The following is an 18,430-nucleotide window of genomic DNA, read 5'->3' on the forward strand; positions in this document are numbered from 1 at the left end:
TTAATGACAACAGATAGAAAATCATTACGTTACACAGGTAACAACTGTTGTAGTTGAGTACAGGCAGCTGCATATTCACTACGTTCGTCAATATCCTGTTGTAAAAATTGCGCCATGTAGGGATAAAGTCCAATCGCTTTGTCCAGGAGCGGATCACTACCTGCGGCATAGGCGCCAACATTAATGAGGTCACGGTTACGCTGATAACTTGCGAGCAGTTGTTTGAATTGCTGTACCTGCCGGTAATGTTGTTTATCAATGAGTGACGTCATGGCGCGGCTGATAGAGGTTTCAATATCAATTGCCGGGTAGTGGCCTGATTCTGCGAGCGAACGGGAAAGCACAATGTGACCATCCAGAATAGCCCTGGCCGCATCGGCTATTGGGTCTTGCTGATCATCACCTTCGGTCAGTACGGTATAGAACGCAGTAATCGAGCCACCACCATTAACGCCATTTCCTGCACGTTCGACCAACGCCGGAAGTTTGGCGAAAACAGAAGGGGGATAGCCTTTGGTTGCCGGTGGCTCACCAATGGCTAAGGCAATTTCGCGTTGCGCCATACTGTAGCGGGTCAATGAATCCATAATCAGTAATACGTGCTTACCCCGGTCACGAAAATCTTCTGCGATACGGGTCGCGTAGGATGCGCCTTGCATTCGCAATAAAGGTGAGATATCGGCAGGCGCGGCGACGACTACTGAGCGGGCTAAACCGGCTTTACCAAGGATGTTTTCAATAAAGTCTTTAACTTCGCGGCCACGTTCTCCGATTAAGCCAACGACAATCACATCTGCCTGTGTATAGCGCGCCATCATGCCAAGAAGAACACTTTTACCCACCCCGGAACCGGCAAACAACCCCATACGCTGTCCACGACCTACTGTGAGTAGGGCATTGATCGCCCGTACTCCGACATCCAGTACGTCACTGATCGGGGTGCGTTGCAGAGGGTTAATTGGTGGTGTGGTCAGTGGAGCGCGATAGCCGGTATCTGGTGATGGAAATCCATCCAGTGGGCGGCCAGCACCGTCCAACACCCGCCCTAGTAGTTCTGGGCCAAGCGGTAACTGGCGCCCACCACTGCAATCCTCGCCGCTGTACGGGCGGGCATAAACACGGGCGCCGGGTACAATACCTTCCAAATCTTCAAGAGGCATCAATAAAAGCTTGTCACCATTAAAACCAACGACTTCACTTTCAACTTCTTCAATATTGCCGCCATTTTGCCGTTCAATCAGACATGTCGCTCCCAGCGGCAGATGTAAGCCTGTTGCCTCCATGACCAGCCCCGTTGCTCTGGTCAGACGCCCATAACGACGAACCGGTGAAGTTTTCTCTAGCTTCTGCTCAAAAGCATCCAGTGTTGCTAACCAACGTCCGAGTCTTGCCGTCATTACCATTCTCCCGGAGCTGCCAGCCGGCATAATTCATGCCAGCGAGTAGCCAGGCTGGCATCCAAATCGCCTTCATCTGCACTGATTTTGCAACCACCAGGGTGCAGTTTGTTATCTGCCAGTAAACGCCAACCGTGTAGTGAGAGCGTATTTCCCAGTTGCTTCTCAACCATTGGAAGATCTTGTGGATGAACCCGGAGTTGTGGTTTACCGCTGAACATCGGTTCCTGTTGGATAAATTCACGGATCTGATTGAGCAGGGCAGTACCATCACAAATCGCCGGTTGTCCTAAGATCTGTTTTGCGGCGGTCAATGATAGTTGCATCAAACGGGATGCAATAATGGTATCGAGACCTTCAAGTGAATGCTGGAAATCAGCCAGCATATTTTGCCACTGTTCTGTGATGGGTTGTTGCTGCTGGTTTGCATCCTGCAATCCCTGTTCCAGACCAGCTTCTAAGCCGGTCTGATAGCCTTTTTCATAGCCCTGAACCTGACCTTCGGCGAATCCTTGTTCATGGCCTGCTTGCCGCGCTTGTTCTTTCAAGTTATCCAGCATTGCTGCCTGCTGAAGGATGTCATCACGCTCAGCGGTTTCCTGTGAGTCGTCAACAGGCTCTGGTTTGGCCTGAAGTTTCTCCCACTGAGTGAGTTCATTGGGTTTCCATGGCTGCCAGCCGGCATTGTTCAACTTATCAGACATAGCTATCGTCGCCGCCATTCAGGATAATCTCACCGCTTTCTGCCAGACGACGAACAATAAGCAGAATGGCTTTCTGTTCGCTTTCCACTTGAGACATGCGTACCGGACCACGGTTTGCCAGGTCGTCACGCATAATCTCTGCGGCACGTTGAGACATATTGTTGAGGAAGTGGTCGCGTAGTTGCTGGTTGCAGCCTTTCAGTGCAATGAGCAGGGAGTCGGTAGAGATTTCCTGCAACAGACGCTGGATACTGCGGTCATCCACATCAATGAGATTTTCGAACAGGAACATTTCATCAATGATTTTTTGTGCCAGTTCATTATCGTAAGCACGCATTGCTTCGATAACATTCTCTTCCTGTTGACTTTTCATTAGGTTGATAATTTCAGCCGCAGTACGAATACCGCCCATTTTGCTGCGTTTGAGGTTCTGACCATCTAACAGGTTATTAAGGACTTCTGTCAGTTCGGCCAACGCAGCCGGTTGGACTCCGCCAAAAGTGGCGATACGCAACATGATGTCATTACGCAATTTGTCATCAAACAGCGCGAGAATATCGGCGGCCTGTCCGCGATTTAAGTGAACCAGAATGGTGGCAATGATCTGTGGATGTTCTTCCCGGATCATATCGGCAGCCATTTGGGGTTCCATAAAGTTGAGGGTCTCAATACCTGTGGTGGTTTCACGGGATTCAAGAATATCCTCAAGCAGGCTGGAGGCGCGTTCTTCACCGAGTGCTTTAATCAACACCGAACGCAGATAATCACTGGCATTGATACTGAGAGCCGCATACTGGCCAGCATCTTCTTCAAATTCTGCCAGTACATCGACCAGTTGCTGGTTGGAAACCTGGCGCATGCCTGCCATTGTAATACTAAGTTGCTGAACTTCCCTGGAATTCAGGTGTTTAAACACCTCTGCCGCCTGATCTTCTCCCAAGGTCATTAACATGACGGCGCTTTTTTCTGTTCCGTTTAGGCTCATTGTTCGTTACTCATCCATTGACGGATCACCAGCGCTACAACGCGAGGATCTTTTTCTGCCAGTTCGCGGATACGTTGGCTTTGAATTTCAGCACTGACCCGTTGACGCGTCAGTCTCTGGCGGGCTCTTTCATCCATTTCTGCATTGGATTCAGTAGGTTGTCTTTTCTGAACTTTTTGTGCTTCAATCGCAGCTTTTTCTGCGGCACGTTTTTTAGCGAGTTGAGGAACCACCATTTTGCGCCACAGCAGCCATGCCACCAGAATCAATAGCAGGTAGCGACCCAAATCAAAGGCTTTTTCCAATAGAACAGGGTTCTGCCATACCGGAATAACCTCGATATTTTCTTTGCTCTCAGTAAATGGTGTGTTAACTACATTTAAACTGTCGCCACGTTCTTTAGAAAAGCCCATAACTTCTCGGGTTAGCGCTTCTATCTTCGCTAATTGTTCTGGTGTCAGCGCCTGCGTCTCCGGGCCATTTTTGCCATCGACAGTGACATAATTGACGACAACCGCGACAGACAAGCGTTCAACACCGCCTGCTTGTTGTTGCACATGACGAATAGTCCGGTCCACTTCATAGTTGGTGGTTTCATCACGGCGGTTATTGCGATTACTGTTCACCATGCGCTCGTTACTGTTACCGGCGGATGATGATTTCTTATCGCTCTTGTCGTTTTTGTTGTTATCTTTGGTATTGGGTTTATCAATCGGCGCGCTCGGTGGCGGGCTTGGTTGATTAGAAAGTGCACCGGGAACACCACCAATCCGGGGGCTACCACTCTGCTCACTTTCACTTAACTGTTTTGAACGAACCGCTGCCTGATTAGGCGGTTGATTAGGTTTGTATTCTTCTGCAGTTTCTTCACGGCGTGAAAAGTCTACCTGGGCAGTCACTTGGGCGTGAACGTTACCACGACCGACAACCGGGGCCAGAATAGCTTCAATACGATGCTGGAAGCGGTTTTCTACTTCTTGAATGTATTTTAGTTGACTGGTATTAAGATCACGTCCGGTGGCATCGGCTTGTGTCAATAGGCGCCCAGCTTGATCAACGATGGTGACATTGCTCGGTGGAAGCCCCGCAACACTACTGGAAACCATATGGACAATGGCATTTATCTGGCCTTCATCCAATGTACGGCCTTGCAGTAACCCAACGGTAACGGAGGCTGAAGGGGATTTTTGTTCACGAACAAACAGAGAAGGTTTGGGTAGCGCAAGATGAACGCGAGCATTTTGTACAGGCCCCAAAGATTCAATTGTCCGTGACAGTTCACCTTCCAATGCTCTTTGGTAGTTAACTTGTTCACTGAACTGGCTGATACCAAACTTTTCTTTATCGAGTAGCTCGAACCCAGCAGCTCCACCCTTAGGTAATCCTTGTTGTGCTAGTCTTAGCCGCGTCTCATGCACCTGCTCGGCAGGGATCGTGATAGCAGAGCCATTTTCGGCAAAACGATAAGGGATATTTAATTGGGTTAGTTGTGTGACAATCTCGCCACCGTCTTTATCGCTTAGATTACTGTAAAGCACCCGATAATCGGGGCTGCGTAACCACAGGAAAAGGGCAATGACAATAGCAACGGCTGCACTGCCTGCAACCAATAATGGCACTTTAGGATCAGCTTTTATCCGATTAATAATCGTATTGAAACCATTAGTTTGATTTTCAATGTCGGTTGTTGCGGTACTCATAGACGATCCTTGCCTTGCTGTTCAACATGAATACTAAAAGCGTGGCGTAACAAAACAGACTCCCTATACGCAAGCGAAAGAATTCTTCCTATTTTCAGTCTTGTCATTATTCGCTGTTCACTCATCTTTTAATGGCACAATAAGCCCTGACTTTTTACGTTAATTACCCGCTTTAGATTGAGAGGGCTATGTTAGGGTGGCAGCGTGAAAATGTGCCGTATGTATCTTGGGTTAATATGGCATTGAATTGTGTAAGGTATAGGGTGGTTTAACACGAGGTTTTTATGTCAATTCCGGCAATTGAAGGGGTTCTGCAACAGATGCAGGCTCAGGCGTTACAAGCGGCAAGTATCGCAAAGCCAATACCGTTGCAGGGGGGATTTACCAGTCAACTCGCAACGGCTGTTGGTAAAATTAACCAAACACGTTTGAATGCCACAAAACAAGCTCAGGATTTTACACTGGGTGTACCCGGTGTTGAATTGAATGATGTGATGGTGGATATGCAAAAATCCAGTATCTCCTTGCAAATAGGCGTTCAGGCAAAAAATAAGCTGGTGGCTTCTTATCAGGAGATTATGAATATGCAGGTGTAGGTATATTAATTTATTGATATCTATCGTCATAAACCTTTTATATTATCGACAATAGCTGCGTTGACCTGCTTCGAGAATGCGCGCATTTCGCATATGACACGTCCCGATTCCGCAGGAATAATTGTAGTTTCACCCTTGTAGGTAATAAGACAGATCGCGAGTGTCGTGGATAAGTTCTGCGGCGCTGCAAACAGGACATTTCATCGGTTTTATTTCTTATTTCTGGTCTTTTGTGTTGAGAGGCAATTCATAGCTCATACTAAGATTGCATTTCTGTTCACATTTCAGTACTGCCTATTTTGTTATAATCGGCCCCTTTTAGCGGATGAAGTTTCCAACTCGGAGCGTTCATATCATCTGGTTCTTTAGCCGTGTTTATTGCGGTTAACTGAATTTGCAACTTTACCGTATGTTTTGGTTGAATGCTTGTTGTAGTTAGCGACTTAATTAAATGTTGTAAAACTCATAGTCAATAAAATATTTAAGGTTTCACGGTTTCGAATAATAACTTTCAACTCTAATTTCTGAGATTAACTTTAACTTATTGATAAGTATCAAAAAACGACAAAGAGAATGAGCGGTATATCCTGTTATAATTTAATCTTGAGTTTTTGCTTTGGCTCCATTTAATTCACCAAAATTTACTGATTGTTCAATAATAGATTAAAAGTTAAACCATGTGGTTTAATTTTTAATTATTTATAGATATAAGGAAATAATATGTCTGAAGTTATGAAACCTGAAAATGAATGTCCGTTTGATCCTAAGCAATATGAATGTCATAGTGTTGTCGCTCCGGTTGGTTCTTTTTCTTGGGCTCTGATTCAATTAAAGCTACGCAAACTTGTCGCTCGTTCTGTCTGGAGTGATAAAAAGATGTATTTGGCTATTACCCCTCGTGTGAATGATTTAACAGTAGAAGAGGGCAGTGCTTACGCTGTTGATGGTGTTGCCGTTGGCACTAAATATGATTATTTGACGCATATTGATCTACGCAATGAGCGCGGTAATTTTGTGCCGTGGCAGCCAACGCAAGAAGATATGATGGCTTGTGATTGGGAATTAAATGTTGATATTTCAGTCCCTTATGAATACATGTTGGTTTTCGATGCAACGCCATATGAAACTTTGAAAAGAGAATCATATTATAAAGAATGGGGGGATCATAGTAATAGTAACTTAGTTACGATTGAAAACAATATAAGCAGTGTGAATGAAACTGTTAGTGGTTTTTATTGGCAAGAAAGCGAAGATCTTATTTATGGATATACATTAAATATAAATCTGACCCAATTATCTATACACAAGGATCATCTAACGAGTGTTACAAGTAAAAAACTAACAATTACAGTGGATGAAACCAAATACTATCTTGGACATTATATAAAAGAGTCATCTTGTTATGCTCCATACTATAAAAGTAGTGAAGCTGAGAAAGTAGGTAATCTGTTAAAACAAATAGGTAAAACCTTCCGTTTCTACTGTAATTGGCATGATTAATTTATATAGCTAATTTTTTTCAACCTTGGCAAATGCTCTGTATCTTAGTCAGAATTCTGGTTAAGAGACGGGCAACTGGGGAGATTCTTCGTATATATCAGTAGTAAACTTAGAGTTTACAACTAAATATCTGGAATTTTTGTATTACTAGATTATTCAAAGCTGCGCTCCTGCGTGGTCTTTTTATTTTTCACAATCAACTTAAATCACAGGGCTACATATAACAGCTCAATAATCAATAATACCTATTGGTCGTGATGGGGATAGAATATGAAGATGAAGGACAATCCTGATTTGTAGACCGGGATACTACAAGGTTTTAAAGACATCCTAAACCAAACTCACAAAACGGGTAAATAATGGTGATGAGAGTACATCACCTTTATTTCTCAATTACTTTTGTTCCGTAGAACTCATAATAGTATGGTAGGGTTCAACAGGGAATTGGCCGTAGCTATCATTTAATAATTGCTGTTGGCTTGCTTGTTTGATGAGTTTACTTAATTCATCAAGTCTTTTCTGTAGTAGTTTTTTAATCTCATTTTCATTATCTAAAATTGTCTGCAAAATGTTGGTCATTTTTTGCTGTAACGAAAGAGAAGTCGTCGACGATATTGAAGAGTGGCTGATCACTTCTACTGCTTTGAGGTAGGTGATTTCCATATCAACAAGTTCATCCCATTTTTCATTTTTAGCTAAATTAAGCATTTGCTCACTTAAACTTAGGATCTGTTGGTAAGCTGACAAAAGATCCATTTTATTATCCATTAAACAATATCCTGACTGGCGTTGTAATGAGGGCCAATTTGCCGCCAAGCGTCTGAAATCTCGGTGAGTAACTTTATTACTTCGGTAATGGCTGGCTCATCATTGCGTAAATTAGCGTAGAGTAAACGTTGGGTCATATAGTCGTAAAGGGAAGCAAGATTGTGTGCCAGCTCTCCGCCTTTCTCGTTATCTAACCCCTGTTTAAGGCCATTATCAATGATATTGATCGCTTTGGAAATAGCTGCACCTTTTTCCGCGATATTACCTTGTTCCATCAGAATAATTGCTCGACGTAGGGCGCTAAGCGCCCCGTTGAACAAAATCTGAATCAACTGATAGGGGGAGGCATTCATAATTTCGCTCTCCATATCTATCTGGGCATATAATTGACTTGCCGAACGTTGATACATAATTTCCTTTAATTATCTCATTTGCTGTAATTGTGATAGGAAGCTACCGGTTTTTCCCAAGGAAGAGACCATTTTATCCAGTTGTGAAAATTGGCGTTTATAACGTTCAATTGTTTCGTTAATATTCTCTTTCGTCCTGTCCACTTGTTTCTCAAGGGTTTTTAGACGCTTGTTAATGCCATCAGTCGCGGTAACTAAGGTACCTTGGCTATCCAGAGCATCTTTTAATAGCTTATGTGTCTGGGTAGCAAAACCCGTTTTTTTACCGTCACCCATAAAGAACGCTTTCACATTAGTCGGCTTTTCTTTTAGATTTTTTTCCAGCTTTTCGTTATCAATTTCCAGTTTGCCGTCAAACTTTTGTTTAATGCCTAGCTTATTCAGGGTTGGAATATCATTAGCCGCCTGAGAGCTGAAAATCTGGCTTCTTAGCTGGTTTTGTATTCCGCGTAATGTGCTGTCACCTAATAAAGCACCATTATCTTTCGACGGCTCTTCACCCTGTTTTACTTGCTTAAATTTGGTCAGTGAATCAAACGTCGTTTGTAATTCATTATAAGCATCAACCCAGTTTTTAATCGCCTCTTTCATCGGCTCAATATCACGGGATACGACCAGAATTTCTGGTTTATGTACCCCGGGTTTATCTTTACTTTCGGTCGTTTTTTTCAGATCCAGAATAACGCCTTCGGGTGCATCGGTAATATGGTTTGTCTGACGCTCAATTTCGATATCGTTAACTTTTAAGATTGCATTTTTTGCTTCAACTTTTTGAATTAATGCACCTGTGTCTTTATTGCCATCTGTGCCTGGAGTGTAGTTCAGAAACTTACCAAGTTTATTGTCACCTTCAACCTTGATTGTCATCTTTGATTCAGTGCCAGCTTTTTTAGCCGTCAGCACTAAATAGTTTTCGCCATCTTTGGCCTTAATAAGACTGGCGTTGACATTACCTTCCTGTTTATTAATGGCATCACGGAGCTCAAGAATGGATGTTTGTCCGTCTGTCAGCTCGATTTTCATCGGCTTTTTTTCACCAGGCTGAGTAATGGTAATTGTCCGGGTTTTACCTTCACCCAAAGATTCACCCATATACTCTTTGATATTACTGACTTTTTCTGTCCGTAATGATTGTGCCAGTGCCAATTGCTTAACTTCAATACTGTAGTTACCCGGGCTGGCTTTAGAATCAGTACTGGCAACGAATGCATCATGTTTTTCGCTGGCAGTGGTTGTGTTAAGTTTATCGAACTTTTTCAGTGATTCAGACGCAGTTTCCAGTTTTTCTAAACTGCCTTTTAATGTACCAAAAGCGGTTAGCTTACCTTTATAACTGGTTTGCTGCTCTGTCAGCGGTACTAAACGTTTTTGTTCTGCTGCTTGAAGTTTATCCAATATAGAGCCCAGATCCATCCCCGACCCGGCGCCTAATGAAGAAATGCTAGCCATTTATTGACTCCTTTATTAGTAAATCTTTATTGAACCGGTTATCGGTAAGTTTCGAAAAAAGTTTACTAATAAAAATAATTTTTTGATGGTAAGAATAATCGCGAAGAACGGGCGCTGTTTGGCTTATAAGGGAGGAGTGATAAAAAAGAAAAAGTTTTTTCAAGAAAAATTAAAGGTTCTTTGAGGAGCGCCGATAAAACTGTTGGCGGTGATGAACACCGTGGGTAAACCCCAAACTTATATATCGACTTGATTTTAAAAAGGAACTCTAACTATGGCACAAGTCATCAACACCAACAGCCTGTCCCTGCTGACTCAGAATAACCTGAATAGATCCCAGGGTACTTTGGGTAGCGCTATTGAGCGTCTGTCTTCTGGTCTGCGTATCAATAGCGCGAAGGATGACGCGGCTGGTCAAGCGATCGCTAACCGTTTCACTGCAAATATTAGAGGTTTGTCTCAGGCAGCACGTAACGCTAACGACGGTATCTCTATTGCACAGACTACCGAAGGTGCACTGAACGAAATTAACACCAACTTACAACGTATTCGTGAACTAACTGTTCAGGCTCAAAACGACAGCAACTCTGCGAGTGATACCAAATCTATCCAGGAAGAAGTTACTCAGCGTTTAAAGGAAATTGATCGTATTTCTAAACAGACTCAATTTAATGGTGTTCATGTTCTAAGTGAAAAGAACGAAATGACCATTCAGGTTGGCGCTAACGATAACGAAGTTATCAAAATTAATCTGGAAAAAATTGATAGTGAGACTCTAGCGCTGAATACATTTGATGTTAGTTCATTAGGTGGAGTACGTGTTGGTACTGACATCGCGACTGTTAAAGGTGGAGCTGATGGTAATACTGAGACTAAGGTAAACCCACCAACTATTGCTAATGTTACTGATATCAAAGTCAAGGCAGCCAACGATAAAGATGGTAAAGCAATTGATGGTCAATATGTTGTAACGGGTAAAGGTAACGGTGGTGAAGAAGTATTTTATAAGGCCACTATTGACACTAAAACGGGTAATGTCACGGTTGGTGAAAAAACAGCTAAAGTTGACGATGATGCTAAGCCATTAACATCTTTAGACAAGGCTCTGTCAAAAGTTGACAGCCTGCGCAGTTCTTTGGGTGCTATCCAGAACCGTCTGGAATCTACCGTTAACAACCTGAACAATACTGTTAACAACCTGAGCGCAGCTCGTAGCCGTATCGAAGATGCTGACTACGCAACCGAAGTGTCTAACATGAGCCGTGGTCAAATCCTGCAACAGGCTGGTACTGCGGTTCTGGCTCAGGCTAACCAAGTTCCTCAGACTGTATTGTCTCTGCTGCGCTAATCGTTCCGTTAGGGCAATATGTGAACCTGATTCACGTAAAAATCCAAATAAATTAAGGATCGGTTCGCCGGTCCTTCTTTTTTAGTCGTTTATCGTGAACAGCCTAAAATTTGTGTTATTATTAGGCGGACAATAAATTTCGCATAGGTGAAAAAGAAGTGCTTTTACTACATTGTTCAAACGATTGCCCTTGTTAGGGGATTGGATAATGGTAGTTAGTCTCTTATTCCAAAGGTGTCTGTTGTTGTGAGCGATTTGTATACCGCCGAAGGCGTGATGGACAAAAACAGCCTCTGGAAGCGCTATGTACCATTAGTTCGCCATGAAGCGTTAAGGCTACAAGTTAGGTTACCTGCGTGTGTGGAGCTGGATGATCTGCTTCAGGCCGGGGGAATCGGCTTACTAAATGCGGTGGAACGTTTTGATTCCTTACAAGGAACCGCGTTTACCACTTATGCGGTACAACGTATCAGAGGTGCAATGTTGGATGAGTTAAGGAGCCGTGATTGGGCTCCGCGTAGTGTGCGACGTAATGCGCGCGAAGTAACGCAAACCATCCGTAAACTTGAGCAAGACTTAGGCCGTCCAGCCAGTGAGCAGGAAGTTGCTAAAGAATTAAAGATTGATCTGGTAGAATATCGGCAGATACTGTTAGATACGAATAACAGTCAGTTGTTTTCTTATGACGAATGGCATGAAATGCATGGTGAAAGCTGTGAACCTGTCATTGAAGAAGGGCATGAAACTAATCCCTTACAACAATTGTTGGAAAGTGATGTTCGTCAACGGGTAATTGATGCTATTGATTCGTTACCCGAGCGAGAAAAAATAGTTCTGACGCTGTATTATCAGGAAGAACTTAATCTGAAAGAGATTGGCGCAGTACTTGAAGTCGGGGAGTCCCGCATAAGTCAGTTACACAGTCAGGCGATTAAACGTCTGCGGGCTCGCTTAAATCCGGAAAAGTAACTTTTTGCTTATTTGTTTTTTGTTTAAGACTACACACAGGGCTTTATCTCTTATGTCTGTTACAACACAAAAGAAACGGCCGCTCAGCCGTTACATTAAAGACTACAAACATAGTCAAACTCATTGCTTGCATTGTCACAAAGCTCTTGATCGCATCTCTTTGGTTTTTAATGGCCAGGTGATCAATAAAGAGTCGATCTCCGAGATGACGGAGTTGATTGATGATAAGACTTGGGATGAGTTGCAAGATAAATTTGTCGCATTATGCCGTTTTTGCAGTGAAATTTATTGCAACAGCGAGACAGATTATTTTGACATCATGTCTTTCAAACAATACCTGTTTGAACAAACTGAAATGAGCCACAGTACGATTCGTGAGTATGTGGTTCGCTTACGACGTTTGGATGAATTGCTCACTTCAAGCAATTACCCTGTAAAAGAGTTCACAACAGAGAAAATCCAGGAAAAACTGAGTGAGAAACTATCACAGTCGGCATTCAGTAACTACAACATTGCCTTGCGTAAGTATGAGCAGTATTTGAGCTGGCAGCAGGGCGGTCATTAAGCTGGAAATATAACAGTAAAGAGAGCACCAATTTCAGGGGAACACATTTTCGGTGTGTTCCCCTTGGTTATTTTAGGCGTTACCCGATAGTCATCAAGCTGGCATTGCCCCCCGCAGCGGCAGTGTTAATGCTCAGCGAATGTTCATGTAGCAGACGTTCTAACAAGAGGTTAGTTTCTCCACGGGCAAAACCTTGTACGGAGATAATGGGGCCTCTACGTTGGGCGATCTGTTCGCAGACTTGACGGAGTTGATCAGAATCGCCGTGGTAAATGACAGCGTCGAATGCCGTATCTTCACTCTGCCAGTCTTGAACCAGATTGATTGCTTTACGGACGTTATCTGGCAATTGACGGAATAGTTGCTGGTGCATTTCATCATTTTGCCAGAGTAATTGACAGCCAACAGACAATGTTGCGGCCAGTTGGGTCAAGGTATCTTGCTGATTATCCGCCAGACACAATACCTGACCACGAGGTAACAGGGTGTAAGTATTGCGTTCACCTGTAGGCCCAGGTAACAGGCGAGTTGTGCCACCTTGTGCGAGTAGTTTGTACTGCTGAATTAACTGATTCAGCTCTTCGTTGTGCTGATTGGTAGCCCATTTCGTCAATGCATCAAATGGAGCCATCAGTGTCGAACGAGCATTGGCGTCCAGTGAATATTCAGTATCTTGACGTTCCAGCGTCTGATTAATGGCATTCTGAGGGCGGCAAGAGAGTAATCGATATAAATAGAGTGGACCACCCGCTTTCGGGCCTGTACCGGATAAGCCTTCACCACCAAACGGTTGTACGCCAACAACAGCACCGACCATATTGCGGTTAACATACAAGTTACCTACTTTCGCTTTCGCGGTAACCTGTGCAATTGTTTCATCAATACGGGTATGTACACCTAGTGTCAGGCCGTAGTTGGAGTCGTTAATTTGATCCAGCAATGTATCCAGTTCACTACGTTTAAAACGGACAACATGTAGAACAGGGCCGAAGATCTCTTTTTTCAGCTCATCAAAGCTTTCCAGTTCAATTAGCGTTGGTTTAACAAAGGTGCCTTGTTCCCACTCTTTACTGTCAACCGTATTGCTGTGCGCTGCCTGGTAAATCGTGCGTCCTTTAGTGCGCATTGCCTGAATATGGCGATCGATACCGGCTTTGGCATCAGCATCAATGACTGGTCCGATATCGGTAGAAAGACGTTCAGGATTACCCATCCGGCATTCAGACATTGCTCCTTTCAGCATGGTAATGGTTCGTTCTGCCACATCTTCCTGAATGCAAAGAATGCGTAAGGCAGAGCAACGTTGACCTGCACTGTCAAAAGCAGAAGCGACGACATCAGTAACAACTTGTTCTGTGAGAGCAGAAGAATCAACAATCATTGCATTCAGGCCACCGGTCTCGGCAATGAGAGGTGTTGGTCGTCCTTGCGCATCAAGTCGTCCGGCAATATTGCGTTGTAACAGACCAGCAACTTCAGTGGAGCCGGTAAACATCACCCCGCGTACCCTTTCATCACCAACCAGAAGAGAACCAACGGTTTCACCTCGGCCAGGTAATAATTGCAATACGCCATGGGGAATACCCGCTTGCTGTAGTATCTTGACCGCAATTGTTGCAATTAATGAGGTCTGTTCCGCTGGTTTTGCTAAGACACTGTTTCCGGCAGCCAGCGCAGCAGCTATCTGTCCAGTGAAAATAGCCAATGGGAAGTTCCATGGGCTGATACATACAACGGGTCCCAGTGGACGATGGGTATCATTAGCGAAATCATGGCGAACTTGCCCGGCATAATAATGGAGGAAATCGACAGCTTCGCGTACTTCCGCAATCGCATTATTGAAGGTTTTACCTGCTTCTCGAACCAGAATACCCAACAGCGGTTGCATCTGGTTTTCCATCAATTCAGCAGCACGAATCAGAATTGCTGCTCGTTCTGATGGCGGAGTCGCAAACCAGATTGCTCCAGCTTCTGTTGCGACATCCAGCGCATGACCAACTTCCTGCTCAGTTGTTTCACGAACATGACCAACGATATCCAGAGGCTCAGCCGGATTAATGACCGGTTTAGCTACGGGTAACTCACCTTGATGGTAATAATGACCGCCTAGTAATGGTTCGCTATACCGTTCTTCGGTAGCAGAACTGAGTAAGGCACTGGAAAGAGAAGCTAAGCGATGCTCGTTGGAAAGATCCAAACCGGCTGAGTTTGCGCGATCTTTGCCATACAGGTTGTAAGGCAGAGGGATTTTCGGATGAGGGAGGCCAATTTGACCTTCGGTTTCAGCCAGTTTTTGAATTTTTTTCACTGGATCAGCAACCAGTTCATCCAGTGGTAGCGTGGTATCGGCGATACGGTTGACGAAGGAGGTGTTAGCACCATTTTCCAGTAGACGACGGACGAGGTAGGCTAACAACGTTTCATGAGTGCCTACTGGCGCATAAATGCGACATGGGCGGTTTAATTTGCCATTAGCGATTTTCCCGACCACTTGTTCGTATAGTGGTTCTCCCATGCCATGCAAGCATTGGAATTCATATTGACCCGGGTAATAGTTTTGACCGGCCATATGATAAACAGCAGATAAAGTATGAGCATTGTGGGTAGCGAACTGGGGGTAAATCAGATTTGGCACTGACAATAGTTTGCGGGCACAAGCCAGATAAGAAACATCGGTATAAACTTTACGGGTGTAAACTGGATAGCCTTCCAGCCCATCTATTTGAGCACGCTTAATTTCGCTATCCCAGTAGGCGCCTTTTACCAGTCTCACCATCAGGCGGCGACGGCTGCGCTGTGCCAAATCAATTATCGTGTCAATAACAAATGGGCAGCGTTTCTGATAAGCCTGAATAACGAAACCAATGCCATTCCAGCCAGCCAGTTGTGGCTCAAAACAGAGTTTTTCCAGCAAATCAAGAGAGATTTCCAGACGATCCGCTTCTTCTGCATCAATATTGATACCAATATCATATTGACGTGCCTGTAATGTCAGGGAAAGCAGACGTGGATACAGCTCGTCCATTACTCGCTCGTATTGAGCACGGCTATAACGCGGATGCAGGGCGGAAAGCTTAATGGAAATCCCAGGTCCTTCATAAATGCCTCGGCCATTAGATGCCTTACCGATAGCATGAATCGCCTGTTGGTAAGAAACCATATAATCCTGGGCATCTTTCTCAGTTAAAGCGGCTTCACCTAGCATGTCATAGGAGTAGCGGAACCCTTTTTCTTCCAATTTACGTGCACTTGCCAGCGCTTGATCGATAGTTTCACCTGTCACAAACTGTTCACCCATCAGACGCATTGCCATATCTACGCCTTTACGCACTAATGGTTCACCACTTTTGCTGATAATACGATTCAGTGAATTAGAAAGTTTGGCTTCGTTATGGGTAGAAACCAGTTTTCCGGTAAATAGCAGCCCCCATGTTGCTGCATTGACAAACATAGATGAACTTTGGCCCAAATGAGAATGCCAGTTACCATTACTGATTTTATCGCGGATCAGCGCGTCACGGGTGGCTTTGTCAGGAATACGAAGCAGGGCTTCCGCAAGACACATCAGGGCAACACCTTCCTGAGATGAAAGTGAAAATTCCTGCAACAGCCCTTGAACTAAACCTGAGCGGCCAACGCTGTTTTTCTGGTTACGCAATTTTTCTGCAATGCTATAGGCTAGCTTGTGGGTTGCTTGTGCCTGCTCTTCTGGCAATTGCGCCTGTTGTAGCAGCATTGGAACTGCTTGTGTTTCTGGCAGACGATAGGCAGCAGTGATTGCAGAACGTTTTACTGATTGAGGCAGGATATGCTCGGCGAAGTCGAGGAAAGGTTGATGAGAGGAATCTATTATTGCAGTTTCTTCTCCCGTTATCTTCTCTTCAAGATCTTGGCTGGAAGATAACTCAGTAATCTGCTCGTCATTTTCAAGACGTTCAAGGTAATTAAAAATAGCTTGTTTAATCAGCCAGTGTGGAGTGCGGTCAATCCGTTGTGCCGCAGCTTTAATGCGATCACGAGTTGCCTCATCAAGCTTCACGCCCATTGTTGTACTACCCATCCTCGCTCCTTTAATAGGTAAGGTTTATCTAATTTGCATGATAATATCTGATATGTTGCAACTTTGTGCAACCTTATGCAAATTGCTTGTTTTGTTTTTGTGAAATTAATCCATTTATTATAATTAGACGGGTATATTTGTTATTGTGACTTTATCTAATTGATATATATTGGTTTAACATTTTATGGCTAACACTAGAGTGGAATCATGAAATGGTTAAAAAATACAACCTTTAAATCAAATAAATGTGATTCAGCAAACGTTTCTTGTAAAAAATGGCGTTAATTAGTTGTTAAATTACCTAGTGCTAATCTAGGATTCATTGTAACTTTTTAATTGGTTACAAAAAAAATTATTTCAATTTAGAATTATAAATCATCTTTAGGTGCAATCAGGTGCAACGTTCCTGAACCTGACAGGGAAAACTCTGTGTACCCAGGAGAACTGCGGCTTTGCAAACACAGATAAACTATGGAGAACCTGCATGACAGTAAATACACCAATGCTAATCACCTTTATTGTCTATATTACTGGGATGTTGTTGATAGGCTTTTTAGCTTATCGCTCGACCAAAAATTTTGATGATTATATCTTAGGGGGAAGGCGATTAGGTAGCGTGGTAACGGCTTTGTCTGCCGGTGCTTCGGATATGAGTGGTTGGCTATTGATGGGCTTACCTGGCGTTGTTTATTTCGCGGGTGTTTCAGAAAGCTGGATAGCTATTGGTCTTGCGTTAGGCGCTTATCTTAACTGGAAACTGGTTGCAGGCAGGTTACGGATTCAGACGGAAGTCAATAACAATGCTTTGACACTGCCAGACTATTTCACCAGTCGTTTTGAAGATAACAGCAAGATCCTGCGTATTATTTCTGCACTTGTTATCTTGATTTTCTTCACCATCTATTGTGCTTCTGGCGTTGTTGCCGGAGGTTTATTATTTGAAAGCACTTTTGGTATCAGTTATCAGAAAGCCATGTGGCTTGGGGCAGCAGCAACGATTGCTTACACTTTCCTCGGTGGCTTCTTGGCGGTCAGTTGGACAGATACTGTTCAGGCTTCATTAATGATTTTTGCTCTTATCTTGACCCCAGTTATCGTTATTTTCTCTGTTGGTGGCATTGATACCTCGCTTACTCTGATAGCAGCGAAAAATCCAGCTTATTTGGATATGTTTAAGGGATTGAACTTTATCGCTATTATCTCGTTATTGGGTTGGGGACTGGGTTATTTTGGTCAGCCACATATTTTGGCGCGTTTTATGGCGGCAGATTCCCATCACACTATCCGTAAAGCTCGTCGTATTAGTATGACTTGGATGGTGTTATGTTTGGCTGGAACTATTGCGGTTGGTTTCTTCGGTATTGCTTATTTTGAAATGCATTCTGACCTGTCTGGCCCGGTAGCTGCCAATCGTGAGCGTATCTTTATGGAATTGGCGGTTATTCTGTTTAATCCGTGGATAGCAGGTATTTTATTATCAGCTATTCTGGCTGCGGTCATGAGTACTTTGAGTTGTCAGCTGTTGGTGTGTGCCAGTGCATTGACAGAAGATCTTTATAAGCCTTTTATCCGTAAATCTGCTAGCCAGAAGGAGTTGGTGTGGGTGGGGCGTTTTATGGTTCTGTTGGTGGCAGTTATCGCTATGGTAATAGCAACTAACCCTGAAAATAAGGTATTGGCTCTGGTCAGTAATGCATGGGCTGGATTTGGTGCAGCGTTTGGTCCGGTTGTGTTGATTTCTGTTACTTGGAAACGTATGACACGTAATGGTGCATTAATCGGGATGTTGGTTGGGGCAGGCACGGTATTAGTATGGATGAAGTACCAATGGTTTGGACTGTATGAAATTATTCCTGGCTTTATCTTTGCTTCTATTGCGATTGTCATTGTCAGCTTGCTGGGTAAAGCGCCGGGCAGAGAAACGCAACAGCGTTTCATTGATGCTGAGGTGCAATACAAAACTAAGTGAATTGAAATAG

14 protein-coding genes are annotated in these 18,430 nt (G+C 43.8%); 6 read left to right on the top strand and 8 right to left on the bottom strand.

Going from position 1 to position 18,430, the window contains the following annotated elements:
- Positions 1–29: 29 nt before the first annotated feature.
- Genes fliI through fliF form a run of 4 tightly spaced genes read right to left on the bottom strand, consistent with a single transcriptional unit; the run spans position 30 to position 4,786 of the window.
- Positions 30–1,397, bottom strand: coding sequence for a flagellar protein export ATPase FliI (gene fliI, locus AM629_RS08910; RefSeq protein WP_054478134.1), 1,368 nt, complete (start codon positions 1,395–1,397; stop codon positions 30–32).
- Entirely contained in the window at positions 1,397–2,101 is a 705-nt protein-coding gene (fliH, locus tag AM629_RS08915; RefSeq protein WP_054478137.1) for a flagellar assembly protein FliH, read from the bottom strand. The genes fliI and fliH overlap by 1 nt, the downstream gene beginning before the upstream one ends.
- Positions 2,094–3,086: a flagellar motor switch protein FliG gene (gene fliG, locus AM629_RS08920; RefSeq protein ID WP_054478139.1), complete on the bottom strand. Its 993-nt coding sequence runs from the start codon at positions 3,084–3,086 to the stop codon at positions 2,094–2,096. Before fliG ends, fliH begins: the two co-directional genes overlap by 8 nt.
- The gene (gene fliF / locus AM629_RS08925) at positions 3,083–4,786 is read right to left on the bottom strand and encodes a flagellar basal-body MS-ring/collar protein FliF (protein ID WP_054478142.1); all 1,704 of its coding nucleotides are present in this window, start codon (positions 4,784–4,786) and stop codon (positions 3,083–3,085) included. The genes fliG and fliF overlap by 4 nt, the downstream gene beginning before the upstream one ends.
- 284 nt (positions 4,787–5,070) lie before the next feature.
- Here fliF and fliE point away from each other — a divergent pair, with 284 nt between their 5' ends.
- Complete coding sequence (gene fliE / locus AM629_RS08930; protein ID WP_054478144.1) at positions 5,071–5,382, top strand: flagellar hook-basal body complex protein FliE; 312 nt, start codon at positions 5,071–5,073, stop codon at positions 5,380–5,382.
- A 720-nt stretch (positions 5,383–6,102) separates the two neighbouring features.
- Positions 6,103–6,882: a DUF2829 domain-containing protein gene (locus AM629_RS08935; RefSeq protein ID WP_054478147.1), complete on the top strand. Its 780-nt coding sequence runs from the start codon at positions 6,103–6,105 to the stop codon at positions 6,880–6,882.
- A gap of 393 nt (positions 6,883–7,275) precedes the next feature.
- Here the strand turns inward: AM629_RS08935 and fliT are convergent, their stop codons facing one another.
- From fliT to fliD, 3 genes are read right to left on the bottom strand one after another with little or no spacing between them, the layout of a single operon-like run.
- A complete protein-coding gene (fliT, locus tag AM629_RS08940; RefSeq protein ID WP_054478149.1) occupies positions 7,276–7,650 on the bottom strand; it encodes a flagella biosynthesis regulatory protein FliT in 375 nt (124 codons plus the stop codon).
- On the bottom strand, positions 7,650–8,060 hold the full coding sequence (gene fliS, locus AM629_RS08945; protein ID WP_054478154.1) for a flagellar export chaperone FliS: 411 nt from the start codon (positions 8,058–8,060) through the stop codon (positions 7,650–7,652). Before fliS ends, fliT begins: the two co-directional genes overlap by 1 nt.
- A gap of 12 nt (positions 8,061–8,072) precedes the next feature.
- The gene (gene fliD / locus AM629_RS08950) at positions 8,073–9,509 is read right to left on the bottom strand and encodes a flagellar filament capping protein FliD (RefSeq protein WP_054478157.1); all 1,437 of its coding nucleotides are present in this window, start codon (positions 9,507–9,509) and stop codon (positions 8,073–8,075) included.
- 274 nt (positions 9,510–9,783) lie between these two features.
- Between fliD and AM629_RS08955 the strand changes: the two genes are divergently transcribed.
- From AM629_RS08955 to fliZ, 3 genes are all read left to right on the top strand, one after another.
- Positions 9,784–10,857, top strand: a complete 1,074-nt coding sequence (locus AM629_RS08955) for a flagellin FliC (protein WP_054478159.1) — start codon at positions 9,784–9,786, stop codon at positions 10,855–10,857.
- A 246-nt stretch (positions 10,858–11,103) separates the two neighbouring features.
- Entirely contained in the window at positions 11,104–11,826 is a 723-nt protein-coding gene (locus AM629_RS08960; protein WP_054478160.1) for an RNA polymerase sigma factor FliA, read from the top strand.
- 52 nt (positions 11,827–11,878) lie between these two features.
- A complete protein-coding gene (fliZ, locus tag AM629_RS08965; protein ID WP_054478161.1) occupies positions 11,879–12,391 on the top strand; it encodes a flagella biosynthesis regulatory protein FliZ in 513 nt (170 codons plus the stop codon).
- 79 nt (positions 12,392–12,470) lie between these two features.
- Here the strand turns inward: fliZ and putA are convergent, their stop codons facing one another.
- Complete coding sequence (gene putA, locus AM629_RS08970) at positions 12,471–16,451, bottom strand: trifunctional transcriptional regulator/proline dehydrogenase/L-glutamate gamma-semialdehyde dehydrogenase (RefSeq protein ID WP_054478164.1); 3,981 nt, start codon at positions 16,449–16,451, stop codon at positions 12,471–12,473.
- A 484-nt stretch (positions 16,452–16,935) separates the two neighbouring features.
- Here putA and putP point away from each other — a divergent pair, with 484 nt between their 5' ends.
- Complete coding sequence (gene putP / locus AM629_RS08975; RefSeq protein WP_054478165.1) at positions 16,936–18,420, top strand: sodium/proline symporter PutP; 1,485 nt, start codon at positions 16,936–16,938, stop codon at positions 18,418–18,420.
- Positions 18,421–18,430: the final 10 nt, after the last annotated feature.

Source organism: Photorhabdus heterorhabditis (assembly GCF_001280945.1).
Lineage (GTDB): Bacteria > Pseudomonadota > Gammaproteobacteria > Enterobacterales > Enterobacteriaceae > Photorhabdus > Photorhabdus heterorhabditis.